Annotated in this window: 17 protein-coding genes; 4 read left to right on the plus strand and 13 right to left on the minus strand. The window is 39.5% G+C overall.

The window, feature by feature from the left end; translation table 11 throughout:
- Positions 1 to 226: 226 nt before the first annotated feature.
- From PSI22_RS14880 to PSI22_RS14890, 3 genes are all read right to left on the minus strand, one after another.
- Positions 227 to 1,444 carry a DUF819 family protein gene (locus PSI22_RS14880; RefSeq protein WP_273580432.1) on the minus strand — a complete coding sequence of 406 codons (1,218 nt, stop codon included), beginning with the start codon at positions 1,442 to 1,444 and terminating at the stop codon, positions 227 to 229.
- A gap of 73 nt (positions 1,445 to 1,517) precedes the next feature.
- Positions 1,518 to 2,249, minus strand: a complete 732-nt coding sequence (locus PSI22_RS14885) for a M15 family metallopeptidase (protein WP_273580433.1) — start codon at positions 2,247 to 2,249, stop codon at positions 1,518 to 1,520.
- Positions 2,250 to 2,528: 279 nt separating this feature from the next.
- Positions 2,529 to 2,666 (minus strand): hypothetical protein, encoded by a 138-nt coding sequence (locus tag PSI22_RS14890; RefSeq protein ID WP_273580434.1) that lies wholly within the window; start codon positions 2,664 to 2,666, stop codon positions 2,529 to 2,531.
- Between the two features lie 8 nt (positions 2,667 to 2,674).
- Here PSI22_RS14890 and pyrI point away from each other — a divergent pair, with 8 nt between their 5' ends.
- A complete protein-coding gene (pyrI, locus tag PSI22_RS14895; RefSeq protein WP_038184721.1) occupies positions 2,675 to 3,139 on the plus strand; it encodes an aspartate carbamoyltransferase regulatory subunit in 465 nt (154 codons plus the stop codon).
- A 143-nt stretch (positions 3,140 to 3,282) separates the two neighbouring features.
- On the plus strand, positions 3,283 to 3,669 hold the full coding sequence (gene ridA / locus PSI22_RS14900; protein WP_038191701.1) for a 2-iminobutanoate/2-iminopropanoate deaminase: 387 nt from the start codon (positions 3,283 to 3,285) through the stop codon (positions 3,667 to 3,669).
- Between the two features lie 124 nt (positions 3,670 to 3,793).
- On the opposite strand, the gene PSI22_RS14905 is transcribed toward ridA, so the two are convergent.
- Both PSI22_RS14905 and bhsA read right to left on the minus strand, forming a co-directional pair.
- Positions 3,794 to 4,225, minus strand: coding sequence for a YhbP family protein (locus PSI22_RS14905; protein ID WP_273580435.1), 432 nt, complete (start codon positions 4,223 to 4,225; stop codon positions 3,794 to 3,796).
- A 116-nt stretch (positions 4,226 to 4,341) separates the two neighbouring features.
- Entirely contained in the window at positions 4,342 to 4,593 is a 252-nt protein-coding gene (gene bhsA, locus PSI22_RS14910; RefSeq protein ID WP_273580436.1) for a multiple stress resistance protein BhsA, read from the minus strand.
- Positions 4,594 to 4,869: 276 nt separating this feature from the next.
- Between bhsA and PSI22_RS14915 the strand changes: the two genes are divergently transcribed.
- A complete protein-coding gene (locus PSI22_RS14915; protein ID WP_273580447.1) occupies positions 4,870 to 5,214 on the plus strand; it encodes a GIY-YIG nuclease family protein in 345 nt (114 codons plus the stop codon).
- Here PSI22_RS14915 and PSI22_RS14920 read toward each other — a convergent pair.
- From PSI22_RS14920 to PSI22_RS14940, 5 genes are all read right to left on the minus strand, one after another.
- A complete protein-coding gene (locus PSI22_RS14920; RefSeq protein WP_273580437.1) occupies positions 5,183 to 5,686 on the minus strand; it encodes a GNAT family N-acetyltransferase in 504 nt (167 codons plus the stop codon). The two genes, PSI22_RS14915 and PSI22_RS14920, sit on opposite strands and share 32 nt — an antisense overlap.
- Entirely contained in the window at positions 5,680 to 6,060 is a 381-nt protein-coding gene (gene ubiT / locus PSI22_RS14925; RefSeq protein ID WP_273580438.1) for a ubiquinone anaerobic biosynthesis accessory factor UbiT, read from the minus strand. The genes PSI22_RS14920 and ubiT overlap by 7 nt, the downstream gene beginning before the upstream one ends.
- A 46-nt stretch (positions 6,061 to 6,106) precedes the next feature.
- Entirely contained in the window at positions 6,107 to 7,279 is a 1,173-nt protein-coding gene (locus PSI22_RS14930) for an MFS transporter (protein WP_273580439.1), read from the minus strand.
- Position 7,280: 1 nt separating this feature from the next.
- Positions 7,281 to 7,715 carry a hypothetical protein gene (locus PSI22_RS14935; protein WP_273580440.1) on the minus strand — a complete coding sequence of 145 codons (435 nt, stop codon included), beginning with the start codon at positions 7,713 to 7,715 and terminating at the stop codon, positions 7,281 to 7,283.
- Between the two features lie 453 nt (positions 7,716 to 8,168).
- Complete coding sequence (locus tag PSI22_RS14940) at positions 8,169 to 9,362, minus strand: MFS transporter (RefSeq protein WP_273580441.1); 1,194 nt, start codon at positions 9,360 to 9,362, stop codon at positions 8,169 to 8,171.
- A gap of 124 nt (positions 9,363 to 9,486) precedes the next feature.
- Between PSI22_RS14940 and PSI22_RS14945 the strand changes: the two genes are divergently transcribed.
- Positions 9,487 to 10,395: a LysR family transcriptional regulator gene (locus PSI22_RS14945; protein ID WP_273580442.1), complete on the plus strand. Its 909-nt coding sequence runs from the start codon at positions 9,487 to 9,489 to the stop codon at positions 10,393 to 10,395.
- Between the two features lie 47 nt (positions 10,396 to 10,442).
- On the opposite strand, the gene PSI22_RS14950 is transcribed toward PSI22_RS14945, so the two are convergent.
- The 3 genes from PSI22_RS14950 to PSI22_RS14960 are packed head-to-tail and all read right to left on the minus strand — an operon-like array spanning position 10,443 to position 12,363.
- Positions 10,443 to 11,228 carry an SDR family NAD(P)-dependent oxidoreductase gene (locus PSI22_RS14950; RefSeq protein WP_273580443.1) on the minus strand — a complete coding sequence of 262 codons (786 nt, stop codon included), beginning with the start codon at positions 11,226 to 11,228 and terminating at the stop codon, positions 10,443 to 10,445.
- A gap of 54 nt (positions 11,229 to 11,282) precedes the next feature.
- Positions 11,283 to 12,071 (minus strand): SDR family NAD(P)-dependent oxidoreductase, encoded by a 789-nt coding sequence (locus tag PSI22_RS14955; RefSeq protein WP_273580444.1) that lies wholly within the window; start codon positions 12,069 to 12,071, stop codon positions 11,283 to 11,285.
- Positions 12,061 to 12,363 (minus strand): FG-GAP repeat protein, encoded by a 303-nt coding sequence (locus PSI22_RS14960; protein WP_273580445.1) that lies wholly within the window; start codon positions 12,361 to 12,363, stop codon positions 12,061 to 12,063. The genes PSI22_RS14955 and PSI22_RS14960 overlap by 11 nt, the downstream gene beginning before the upstream one ends.
- Positions 12,364 to 12,785 lie beyond the last annotated feature (422 nt).

Genomic DNA, 12,785 nt, shown 5'->3' on the forward strand with positions numbered 1-12,785 from the left:
TAGAACAATTGCTATTTTTAATTTAGGCCTCAAGGCCTTACTTAATCAATTCAAAGAAAAAATGAATTTAAACAATGGAATATTATTATAGATAGTCGATTAAAATAATAATTTCAAAAATTAAAATTAGCCTATTCCATTAGGCTCTCATTATTTAGATAAATAAATATCAATAAATATTTTAGTTAAATAAAAATGGCGGATATTTATCGCAGTACAACCTCAATTACATCCGTCCCACAATAAAATACACAAAAGTCCCCACATAGTTGCCAATCACATAACCGACTGTACCAATCACCATAATCGGGCCGACCAGATTGACCCAGCCCCGGCTAATTGCCATAGCGGCTGCCGTTGTTGGCCCACCGATATTGGCGTTACAGGCCAAAATGTTCTCTTCCAGACTGAATTTAAACACTTTCCCCGCAGCAAAGGTCAGTAACAGGTTGATCATGGCAATCACAAAGACGAAAGCAAACAGCAGTGGTGCATGGCTAATGATGGCTTCAATTGATGCCGGAATGCCAATCACGACAAAGAACATATAAATGGCATAAGTCCCCAATTCCTGTGTGCCATTCAGTTTGCTGAATGTCTCTTTAAAGATCGAGACGAGGGTAAACGTCACGGTTGTGAGGATCAGGTATTTATCGGATATCAAACTGAAAAGCAGTTCCTGATAAATACTGTTTGGTTGCCCCAGCAGGGCTTTTAGCCATGTAGATAACTGAAATGACAGCGCGACGATAAAAATCGACCATGCCAGTGATAAGGCGATGTCTTTCAGAGCGATATTTTTCGGCTTCCAATAAGCGGCTGCAAAAGTCTGGGATTTATCCAAGTCTGGATTGTTATCTATCGCGTCAGTATGAGGACTGCCCCAGAACTTCCTTGCTACTGTCCAGCCAGATAATGCTATCAGGATAATAAAGTAACCTGCCATCATCATATTATCGGCCACGATGGTGGATGCCGTCATACTTTGGGAAGGTTCCAATTTGGCTGCCATTGCCGCAAAGTTGACACCTCCCCCTGTATATGAAGCCGAAATCATACCGCTGATTTTATCCAGTTCCGGGATATGCTCCTTGAAAAGCCGGAAAGAAACTATTGTGCCAATCATGGTGGCAACGGAAGAAATCAAAAATAAGATCAGTAATCGCCAGCTTTCTTTGATAATACTGTGTAAATTGGTTTTGAATAACAGCAAAGGGATCGCTAATGGCACGATATATCCCCAAACTGCATCGTAAACGGGAGCTTCTGTTGGAATGATATTTAAGTTAGACGCTAACACCGCAATAATCAGTGCGATAACTGCACCTGGTATTTTAGATGCCCATCGGTATCGCTGCTCCACCATAATTGCCGCAGCGACCGCAATCATAATAAAGGCCCAAAGCATTAATGAATTATCAGATGTAATTAAAGTATTGTTCATTATTTTCCCTGGTGTTGTTCAAATCGATAAAATAATTTTTATTTCGTCATTTATTACAGAATTAACGATTTTGTTATCTGTTTCGCGTTCCATCCACAGCACCATAAATGGCAATATCGTTTTTATAAAATGCCCACAGAGAATTACCGTAATCATAATGCCACCATTCCGTAGGTAAGTTGGTAAAACCAACCTGAATCATGGCGTTATACAATAGCCGACGATATAAGGTGGCCGGCATATTTTTTTCAGGTTCTTTTTCTAACGCCGCCGTATAAGACAGCTCAGTCACTTCGTCAAATTCAGTTCCCAGAAACAGGGGCTTGCCAGATGCCACGTCAAATAGCGTCACATCCACGGAACCGCCCGTCAGATGGGGACTGATTGGGTGCTGTTCCGTAGGCGCAGGAGCCACAAACTGCTGCAAAAGTGCCTTCTGTTCTTCAACAGATAAATGGCGATATTGGTCAGCTATTTTTACCTGTGTTTGCTCCTGTAATGCCTGCTGAGTTTCCCGCGAACGCCAGCCATCTAATACCAAAAGCCCTAAATGAGGAGGTAGCAGTTGTGATGCCATCACTAATTTTCGGGCGACACTTTCTCTTACGGTGCAATATTCAATGGAACCTTTTATATCAGCAAAAAAATAAGCAGATTGCTGTTTTAACTTATCTGTATCAGTAATTATTTCTAAAGATTCATGACATTCATTGATAGGTACTCCATTAATCACTTCCCAATCAAAAAGTTTTTCAACAGCGATTTTATCCACGGTGTTATTTTCTATAGCAATAGATAGAAACATATTCGCCCTTATATTGTCATATTCGAATGGATAGGGTTTTTATTTGTTATTTAAAAAATACGAATTAAGTCATTAGTTTAACTTTACAATTAATAACAACACCTTTACAGATTAGCAACAAAAATACGTCCCATCAATTCTTATTTTCTGCATGAAAAAATAACTAAAATAGTCTATTAAATTAAATAGATAATAATCCTTCATGTATTTTTTACTTATATTATTGAGACAAGTAAGTGAGGCTTTTAATTAATATTTTTTCATTCCATCCGCTATCGTTCACGGCTCAAACAAGGTATCGCTGGATGCGTCAAAGACCGATTTATGCAGGGTGAAATGCCAAATCTTATGTGACAGAATAGGTACATGCCCTTGATCCCCTAATACCCTGAGGAGGAATACCTGAACGGTATTCATGACACAATATGACCCAAGACCATCAATTACAAGTAGAAGCCATTAAATGTGGCACCGTTATCGATCACATTCCGGCTCACATCGGTTTCAAATTATTGTCCCTGTTCAAACTCACAGAAACAGATCAGCGCATTACCATTGGCTTGAACCTGCCTTCCAATCAACTGGGCAGAAAAGACCTGATCAAGATTGAAAATACTTTTCTCACAGAACAGCAGGCGAACCAGCTCGCGATGTATGCTCCCCATGCCACCGTCAATAATATTGAAAATTACGAGGTCGTGAAGAAGGTACCCATCAACCTGCCAGAGCAGATAGACAGTATTCTCGTGTGTCCGAACAGTAATTGTATCAGTCACAATGAACCCGTTGAGAGCAGCTTTTATGTCATACCCACCGCCGACGATGTGATCGTTCGCTGCAAATACTGTGAGAAAGAATTTGACCGTCAGGCAGTCATTAACAACGATTAGCATTCTGCCAAGATGAGCCCTATACCCAAGGGATTTCAAGATGAAGGGTATAAGCTGTCCTGTATCAGTTGAAGCAGGACTGGAGGTCACTATAATGGTTGGCTCTCACATTTTTTCATTCAGACGTTAAACAGGAGTTTCTCATGTCACGTTCCATTCATACCGAAAATGCACCAGCAGCAATCGGCCCTTATGTTCAGGGTGTTGATCTGGGCAGTATGGTTATCACTTCCGGCCAGATCCCTGTTGATCCAAAAACCGGTGACATCCCTGAAGACATTACCGCCCAAGCTCGCCAATCTCTGGAGAACGTCAAAGCGATCATCGAACAGTCTGGTCTGAAAGTGGCTGATATCGTGAAAACGACGGTATTTGTCAAAGACTTGAATGATTTCGCCACCGTAAACGCAGCTTATGAAGCGTTTTTCAATGAACATAACGCGCCATTCCCTGCTCGTTCATGTGTTGAAGTTGCCCGTCTGCCAAAAGACGTGAAAATCGAAATCGAAGCCATTGCGGTTCGCAGCTAATTCTCTGCTCTCTCAGCCCTGATAGTTGCAGTATCAGGGCTGTTATTTCCTCGATCTTACCTGCCATCAGCGCGGCAAAATAACGTCCTCTTGCTTTGTCTTAGAACAATCTTTTACGCTGACGCTAGCGCTGCCAATGCAGTTTTTTGCCAAAACCAAGGGTGTTATCCACCATTTTGATTTCACTCAGGCTGAGTCGCCAAATAGGGGATTTTGCAGCGAGGGCGACGGGAAAACGACGGCAATAACGTGCTCTGGCAAGAGTTTCGGCTTCGCCTGTCAGCGGGGTGATTTCACCACGGAATTGAATACCTTTGATTTGGGCAATGTTACGGGTTTGCCCTGCGACAGTGCCGGCAACTACTGGGTTTTGCTGCATCATCTGGCCGTGACGGGTATCCGGTTCGGTCATAAACCAGAATGCCATACTCTCGGCATCAAACGCATAGAAGCAACTTGCACACCATAGATCTTGTGGTGAGGAAGTGCAGAGAGTGAAAACATGTTGTTTGGTGAGGTATCGGCGAATAGTTAAGATTTTTTCATTTAATTCCATATAGTTCCATACCTATTATATTTACCTATTCATATCAGAACACAACTGGATATTCAGCCAGCCACGTGTTCCGATATTTATATAATCATGCAGGGTCAGTATGGATGCACTATAAATTATTTATAGATTTCAGCAACTCCACTGAGTTTATTCTGACCATTTGCTGAAATAACACGGAAATATGATGCACCTGCTTCATCAGCTTTTTTGGATAACTCAGCGGTCAGACTATCCAGTGTCTCTGCACCAGTAACTGAAACAACCCCAACCTTCTCTCCTTTAGCAGATTGCACTTCGGTTGCAGCCATAGAGCCAAATGAAATAGCACTTAATGCCAAAATAGCAACGATATGTTTTACAGCTTTCATCTTTCGATCCTCAGTTCACTTTTAAATTAAGAGGGCTATCTCTGTGACGTGGATCATGTTATACGCTTCTTATGAAAATGATAATTAGCAATTATTGCTATACTATTTCAATTATTTTGAATAAATGATGCTGTGATTCCATGCTAGATAGAATATAATTTAAAATAATTCATTAAGTTATCATGATAAAAAATGATAATTCAGGTTATCACTAAATAATGAATAAATTTTATAGGGTAATAAAAGCATGCAAATTATTTAAAATAAATAATGAATATGAAATCAACCCACTGGTATCTCTATCTGATAAGAACCCGAAACAGCGCTCTGTATACTGGGATTACCACAGATATCGCCCGTCGATTTATGCAGCACGTGTCTGGAAAAGGCGCCAAAGCCTTAAAAGGAAAAGGGCCATTAACATTGGTCTACCACAGTTTGGTGGAAGATCGAGGCATGGCCCTGAAATTGGAATATCGCGTGAAGAAACTCAGTAAAAAGCAAAAAGAGAGGCTGGTCACTCTCCAACCTGTCTGTATAGCAACCTATTTGTCTGAGATGTTGGTGCCAAAAATAGCTCAGTCAGTCATCACTCATGATCAAAATGGTCAGAATACGTAATCAGACCGTGACAATCTTCCAGTGAGACATCCGCCAACGTGTAGATCTGGAAGTGATCCTCACAATCAGGCCATTGGCAATGCAATTGGTATTCTTTGGCAAGCCTGAAACCAAAACGGCGGTAATACGCAGGCTCCCCCAATACAACAACCGCACCATAGCCAAATTCGTTTAGACTATCCAGCCCTTCATAAACCAATTTTTCACCGATTCCCTGACGACGGTACGGTTCAGCCACCGCTAATGGTGCTAGCCCAACCCATTGATGATCCTGACCATTGACATCAACAGGCGTGAAACCGACATAGCCAATCACATGACCTTCATCGTCAGTCGCAACAACACCCAGCGTCAACAGACCATCTTCTCTCAATCGATGAACTAACTCAGCTTCTGCCGATGTCTCAAAGGATTGACGTAACAAGCGATCAATACCCATGGCATCGACCGGAATTTCGACCCTGATTAACATGACGATAATGCGCGATCGTGCTGATCAACGCCCTCTTTTTGTCCCGCTTTGATAAATTCAGCCAGACTCAATAAACCCAAGCGGAGAATGGATGGCATGGATCCCAGCTTAATGGAATCCACCAAATTTTTCACATGCAGTCCCAATTCTGTATTTCCTTCAATCCTTAAACGATGCTGAAAAAACAGTGTATCAGGATCTTCCCTGCGAGACTCCAAAAACGCCAGTTCTCCCTCAGCCAATGCCTCGTGGAACTGCCAGCCAAGCAGTTGTTCCAGCACCTGACGCGGTAAAGCAAAAGGAGTCACCTTCAATGAAAGACGCAGTAATGTTGGCCCTTGAATGACCAAATGGGAGTGGATTTTACCTAACACAGTTCAGACTCCTTTTCGTGAAAAGTAACGCGCTTACATCATAAGCCTATTTTTTATCCTTCGAAAGAAGGATAAAAAATAACACAGTCACATTCAAAAAAATCACCATAAACCATGCAACCCAAAAACCTAGAGAATCAGACAATACACCCAGCAATATACTCAGTCCAACAGAAAGAGTGATAAATATCATTTCATTGAATGATAATAATCTTCCTAGAATTTGATTACCTGCTTCATTCATAATAATTGTATTTCTTATTACCCGAATACGTGAGTGACTTAAAGCAATTAGAAAAAGACACAAATAAACAGAATAAAGGTGATTAAAAAAAACAGGTAAAAAAAGACCTATTATAGAGATAGTTCCGAATATGATATAGTTATTTTTTAGTGACAAATATGATTGCTTTGAGCCAATCAAACTACCCATTATAGCCCCTACCCCATATGGAACAACTAATAGCGCGTAATACTGTATCTGCGCATTTATAACATTAAACAAAGCAGGGTATATTGAATTTAATGATACGACACAAATATATGGAAATATTGACAACAGAACAACGTGCCTTTTTACTTCACCATTAAAGAAACCATATCCTATTTTATAAGTATTTTTAATTCCACTATTATTATCAATAACACATTCAAATTTATCTGCATTATCTTTTTTAACATAAATATTTATAAATAGAGAAATAGAAAAACAAAAAATACTTACAATACAGACATTACTTATCGATTTATCTTCTAAAATAAAGAAGGCTACACCGCCAGACAGAAATGTAATTCCCTGCCTAATTAATTCAAGATTTTTATTAGCTTTATAAATATCTTCGCTAGAGACAACTCTTTTTATGTAAGTTGCTCTTATTACCTGATCGGATGAGCGAATGAATGTAAATATACTTGTAAGTATAATAACGGTGGCTATAAGAACAATTTCATTCAAATTTATATTTGTTAAAAACAAAAAAACAACGCTATTTAAAAGACCTAGAATATAAATATTATTTAACGCTTTTTTAGCAGAGTTTGAATCAATAAAAAAACCTATTTTTGGAAGAATAAAAAAAGTCAATATATAACCTGATGACAGAACAATAGATACTAACGTTGTTGAATGAAAACTTCCCTCTACAAACCAAGAAATGGCAGTAAAAAAAACTGCCATTGATACACCAGATGTTAAAGCAGAAATCAATATTGGAATCATGTTAAACACCGAAATAGTCGACTCGTTGTCGAGGTATATAATTCCCTTGCTTTGTATAATATTCCTCTATTTCTAAGCATTGCAAGTCAATAGCATGTTTAATATCATGGATTGCATTTAGAATATATGAAACTTCATTAACATCATTAAAGTTAATTAATGACTTCGCTTTTTCCAGAAGCTGAGAATGTCCAAGTTCATAATCTATCTTAGAGTGTTCAAAAAAAGGTTCCAGCGTGCCTTGTTTAAGGTTATACGTTTCGTTAATATTATCAATAGCAATCTTTACCTCATTTTCATCATAATCATGAGATTCAATAACTTTTGCCACCAAAAATACAGATTCAGGATATTTACCAAACAAATCGTTCATCATATTAATAATATTTGAAGTCGAGACTAAAGGAATCGACGTTTCTACTTCCTCTTTTCTCATTCCCATTTTTTAATAAACATCTCAACATAAATATTACTTTTCTTGCTTACTTTTTTCATGTTCATAAGTTATCTCCTTGGTCTAGTTTGATTATCTGAACCAATCAGACAATTGTACATTACTTATACAAATTTCAAAGATCAAACCAGATTTAACATTTTGTTAAAATTTAAGATACAGATCACAAACAAGTATAATATTCATATTAAAAACAGCGTCACTATTAAATATATAATAATCAGCATTAGTGAAATCATTTAAATAAATAATAAAAACAAATAATGACTTTATTTTATAAATTTCATTAGAAAAAATTCCTGATACGAAATAAAATATTCTGCAATTCCTCACTGACGCGATGTAACGGATTTCCACCTCAATCTATTGATTGAAGCCGACCCTGTAATACAGAGGTCGGCAAATAATATGCTGAGGGAGAACTTAATGGAATAATTATCGTGATTCAGGGATTGAACGTTGCTCACGCATAGATGGAATAACCATTTGCCAGACAAGGGATACGATGGCCAGTACACCCGTCACTGCCCCTACCCATGTTAATGTTTCTAATCCCCACTCTCGTACTGTCACACCACCAATCACAGAGCCTAGAACGACCCCAGCATTAAAAGCTGCGATATTCATTCCTGACGCAATATCCATTGCATAAGGTGTGTGACGTTTCGCTAGCATGAGTATTCTTGACTGCAATGGCGGAATTGCTCCATAAGTAGCTAATCCGAGTAGAGCCGTCAAGCCAATCATCAGTAGAGAATGGGTCATACTGAAACTCATAGCGGCAAGCACAACCGCAATACCGACAAGAAGAATAAGTGATGCGAGATCCATTCCTTGTCGATCAGTCAATCGCCCACCCCAAACCGTACCAACAGCAGCGCCAATACCATAAGCAAGCAATACTCCACTGGCTGTTTCAACACTCACTCCTGTAATACTCAGTAGTATAGGGGTAATAAAGGTGTACAAAGCAAAAGAAGCGGTATAGGAGAGCATTGGAACGCTCGCCCCTGCCAGCAAACGTCGATCAAAAAGTATGGTGAGATGGCGCCAGCTAGCAGATGTCTTCACAGTCTGTTCTCCGGCATCTTTTGGCATTTTAAATCCAATACCAAGCGTTCCCAGCAACCCGCAGGCTGAGATAATTAAAAATATCACTCGCCAATCCAATATACTACCAAGCCAAGTTCCTGCCGGCACCCCTAAAGACATGGCAATAGTAACACCACCGAATACTAAAGCGAGGGCTGTTCCGGCACGTTCAGATGGAACCAGTCGAGTCGCAACACCGGAAGCCACAGCAAAAAAGACCCCGTGTGCCAAACCAGATAACAAACGTGCAGCTAAAAGAAGAGCCAAGTTTGCTGATGCGGCTGCTATCAGATTTCCAAGAGTGAATACCAACATTGCGGTGAGAAGTAAGCGTTTCCTCGACCAATTAGATGCCAGTGCCGTCAAAACAGGTGCCCCAATCACAACACCTAATGCATAGGCTGTCACCGTTAACCCGATACTGGTTACATCTGCGCCAAGATTGACTGACATCACAGATATCAGCCCAATAGTGATGAACTCCGTAAACCCTATCGCGAATGCACAAAGCGAGAATACGTATATCACGAATGGCATTAAAAACTCTCCTTATACGCTCAAAACGCGCCAACCTGAATTCAAAGTAAGTAATCAGTATCAGGCTTCCATTTAGTGCAATAAATATTCATAATGGATAAAAACTTATGATAGGACGTCACTAATGGTACTTCGTAACCTTGAAGACCTAAGTGTATTTATCAGAATCATCGACACAGGCAGTTTCACTGCTACCGCTCGAGTCTTGGGACTGTCTCCCACAACTGTCAGTAAACAGATTGCACGTCTGGAGAAAAACCTTGGCATAGTTCTCTTTGTGCGAAGTACCCGCTCATTACGCATTACACCTGAAGGCAAAGCAATCGCTGAAAAAGTGAGGGCAGCGCTGACACTGGTGGAAGAAGCGGCTGAAATTGCCAAGGATGGAAATGAATCTCTCACAGGCTTGATTAGACTTACCGCGCCAGTACCGCTTGGTCGAACTTATGTCGCGGCAGCAATTGCAGAGTTTAGAAAAAAATATCCATCAGTAGGGTTCATCTTACATTTGACAGATAAAATTGTTGATCTTTATAAGGTCGAGATGGATTTAGCTATCAGAGTCGCAAATTTAACTGATTCAGGTTTAATTGCCAGACGCTTAACAGATAACAAACGAATTTTAGTCGCATCACCTGATTACCTCAGACTACATGGCGAACTTCAGCACCCAGAAGAGCTAGCTAACCATCATTGCCTGCTTTTTTCCGCCTCTGGAAGTAAGAATACAATATGGTCACTTCACGATAGGGAAAACACTAAATCTATCTCACTCTCAAGTGATTTAATCGCTAATAATGGTGATGTCTTGCGAACTTGGTGTACAGCCGGTTTAGGTATAGCACTTCGAGAAACATGGGATGTAGTAGATTTAATTCGCGCAAAAAAACTCATCCGGGTACTGCCAGAATGGCAAGAAGAAACCTCTCCAATTAATCTAGTGAGAGCCGGGAAACGGCCTGTTCCACAACGCATCAAAAGCTTCATCGAGTTCCTCACCGAGGAATGGAAAATTCCCCCGTGGGATAAATAACTGAACAAGCCGGTAAACTGATCATCATCCGACTTGTTCCTGCCACCTTACAAAATACTTTGAATGACGCCACCATCAACACGCAGGGCAGTACCTGTTATTGCAGACGCTAGTGGTGAAGCTAAAAAGAGAACAGCATTAGCCACTTCTTCAGCAGTGGCTAACCGCCCCAGCAGCGATGCAGGGCGTGCTGTTTCAATAAAGCGTTTTCCTGCTTCTTCCATTGAAAGTGTAGGATCCGTGATAAGTTCCCTGACAAATCGCTCTACCCCTTCACTCTCAGTGGGTCCAGGTAGAACGCTGTTGACAGTGACTCCTGTTCCAGTAGCGGCTTGTGCGAACCCTCTTGCTGCTGCGATTTGAGCAGTCTTGGTTAGGCCATAATGTGGCATTTCTACCGGGATTTGTAAGGCTGACTCACTTGAGATGAATACCACACGTCCCCATCGTTTCCCAATCATTAGTGGAATGTATGAACGTGCCAAACGAATTCCACTTAGGACGTTAATATTAAAATAATTAAGCCATTCATCATCGCTAATTTCAAAAATTGGCTTAGGAGAAAAAATTCCGGCGTTATTAACCAGGATATCAATATCCGGAAAATTTTTGTTAATGAGTTCACAGCCTTCTTTGGTGCCAACATCAGCAGCTACAGTAAAAACGCGATCCAAGCAGTCAAATTTATTAACCGCCTGTATGAGCCTCTCTTCACTTCTTCCATTCAAAATGACAGAAGCACCAGCCTTATGCATACCCTGAGCAATAGCTAATCCAATCCCTGCTGTCGAACCTGTTACTAATGCAATTTTCCCTTTTAAATTTATATTCATATAACCCTCTATTCATCTTCTGTAAGCAAAATGAGTCTTAACCTATTTTTTTAATTAGATAAAAGGAGTCACTCCGCCATCGACTAAATAATTTACCCCAGTGATGAATGCAGCAGATTCTGAGGCCAAAAATAAGAGTAAAACCGCCACTTCTTCAGGTTTCCCTAGCCTACCAACAGCGATATCAACTTCTTCAATATAACGTTGCAATGCCTCTTCACGTCCAACCTTATACTTTTGTTCAAGCTGAGTTATCAATCCTTCAGGTTTATCGTAGATAGAGGTATGAATAAAAGCAGGAGAAATAACATTAGATCGAATGCCATATTTGCCAAACTCCCTTGATATCACCTTAGACAGAGTTAGAACTGAAGATTTCAAGATACTGTAATCAGGGAGAATCAAATTTGGCATTAGTGCTGCTTCAGAAGCGATATGGAGTAAAATACCCTTTTTCTGATTGCACATATAAGGTAGTACACCGCGGGCCATTCGGATGTAGCCAAGCAGATTGGTTTCGATTGTAGAATTCCAATCGTCATCGGTTACATCAAGAAAACTTTTCCTCGGTTCTACTAATGCAGCATTATTAATCAGGATATCTATCTTCCCAAATTGACTGATAGCTGTATTGATAAGGCCATCAATATCTGAGGAATCTCTGACATTAAACTGATAAGGAAATAGGTATTTCCCTCCCTGCAACTCATAAAGTTTCTCAAGGTTAATATCCCCTCCTATAACATACGCCCCCGCATTTAAAAATTCCGTGGTAGCAGCAAGCCCAATACCTGAACCTGCTCCAGTGATTATTACTGCTTTACCCGCTAAACTACGCTCCATCAGTATCTCCTACAGAAACATCTCGTTTGATCTGGTTAAGATGTACAACGATTCGTGCTTGTTTTGCGAAAAAATAATTTGGCACCGAATAGGCAATAGTTGCGAAGTCAAACTTTCCATCTTGATTGAAGTCCGCCGCAGCTACCGAAAGAGTAGAATATAACATCTCATCATGCTGCCCAGTGGATATAAGAATTGGGTCAAAGCGTTCATCTTTACGCATTTCTATAATTGTAAGAGCGCACTTAATAGCTTCAGGCCTCGTCCCTATCACAAATCCAAGTTTTAACATCATAATTATCCTTTATATTTATAAAATATAATTTTTTATTATCTGTAAAAAAATTAAGATACTTTTTCTTTGTTTTATATAGAAAAATCCTGAAAAAAACCAATCAATATCAGAAAGATTTATAATCTTATCTCTCATCAATTTACTCTGTTTTTAATCATAGCATTGACATAAAAATAAACATTCCAATCGTTATTTAGCATAATTATGATATTAACTTAAATACATAGCAATTTGCATTACAGTATAAGAACTTCTATTATGAATTTTCGTCATAAATGTACATCATAAGACCCTCTATAAAAATAAAAAATTATAAAAATATTAGTGCATTAACAAAAAAACAAAAAATAGCAACTAGTATTATAAATAAAATAATAATAAATGGTTATGAAAGAATGAGATCATAAATTTAAAATCAT

The organism is Xenorhabdus aichiensis (assembly GCF_028598775.1).
In the GTDB taxonomy this organism is placed as follows: domain Bacteria; phylum Pseudomonadota; class Gammaproteobacteria; order Enterobacterales; family Enterobacteriaceae; genus Xenorhabdus; species Xenorhabdus bovienii.

Coding starts and splice junctions, on each gene's coding strand:
- PSI22_RS14890 (WP_273580434.1), bottom strand. CDS start 2,666: ATGAATACCGTTCAGGTATTCCTCCTCAGGGTATTAGGGGATCAAGGG.
- PSI22_RS14955 (WP_273580444.1), bottom strand. CDS start 12,071: ATGGAGCGTAGTTTAGCGGGTAAAGCAGTAATAATCACTGGAGCAGGT.
- PSI22_RS14885 (WP_273580433.1), bottom strand. CDS start 2,249: ATGTTTCTATCTATTGCTATAGAAAATAACACCGTGGATAAAATCGCT.
- ridA (WP_038191701.1), top strand. CDS start 3,283: ATGTCACGTTCCATTCATACCGAAAATGCACCAGCAGCAATCGGCCCT.
- PSI22_RS14960 (WP_273580445.1), bottom strand. CDS start 12,363: ATGTTAAAACTTGGATTTGTGATAGGGACGAGGCCTGAAGCTATTAAG.
- PSI22_RS14920 (WP_273580437.1), bottom strand. CDS start 5,686: ATGTTAATCAGGGTCGAAATTCCGGTCGATGCCATGGGTATTGATCGC.
- PSI22_RS14930 (WP_273580439.1), bottom strand. CDS start 7,279: ATGATTCCAATATTGATTTCTGCTTTAACATCTGGTGTATCAATGGCA.
- PSI22_RS14905 (WP_273580435.1), bottom strand. CDS start 4,225: ATGGAATTAAATGAAAAAATCTTAACTATTCGCCGATACCTCACCAAA.
- PSI22_RS14880 (WP_273580432.1), bottom strand. CDS start 1,444: ATGAACAATACTTTAATTACATCTGATAATTCATTAATGCTTTGGGCC.
- bhsA (WP_273580436.1), bottom strand. CDS start 4,593: ATGAAAGCTGTAAAACATATCGTTGCTATTTTGGCATTAAGTGCTATT.
- pyrI (WP_038184721.1), top strand. CDS start 2,675: ATGACCCAAGACCATCAATTACAAGTAGAAGCCATTAAATGTGGCACC.
- PSI22_RS14945 (WP_273580442.1), top strand. CDS start 9,487: ATGGTACTTCGTAACCTTGAAGACCTAAGTGTATTTATCAGAATCATC.
- PSI22_RS14935 (WP_273580440.1), bottom strand. CDS start 7,715: ATGAGAAAAGAGGAAGTAGAAACGTCGATTCCTTTAGTCTCGACTTCA.
- PSI22_RS14940 (WP_273580441.1), bottom strand. CDS start 9,362: ATGCCATTCGTGATATACGTATTCTCGCTTTGTGCATTCGCGATAGGG.
- PSI22_RS14915 (WP_273580447.1), top strand. CDS start 4,870: ATGAAATCAACCCACTGGTATCTCTATCTGATAAGAACCCGAAACAGC.
- PSI22_RS14950 (WP_273580443.1), bottom strand. CDS start 11,228: ATGAATATAAATTTAAAAGGGAAAATTGCATTAGTAACAGGTTCGACA.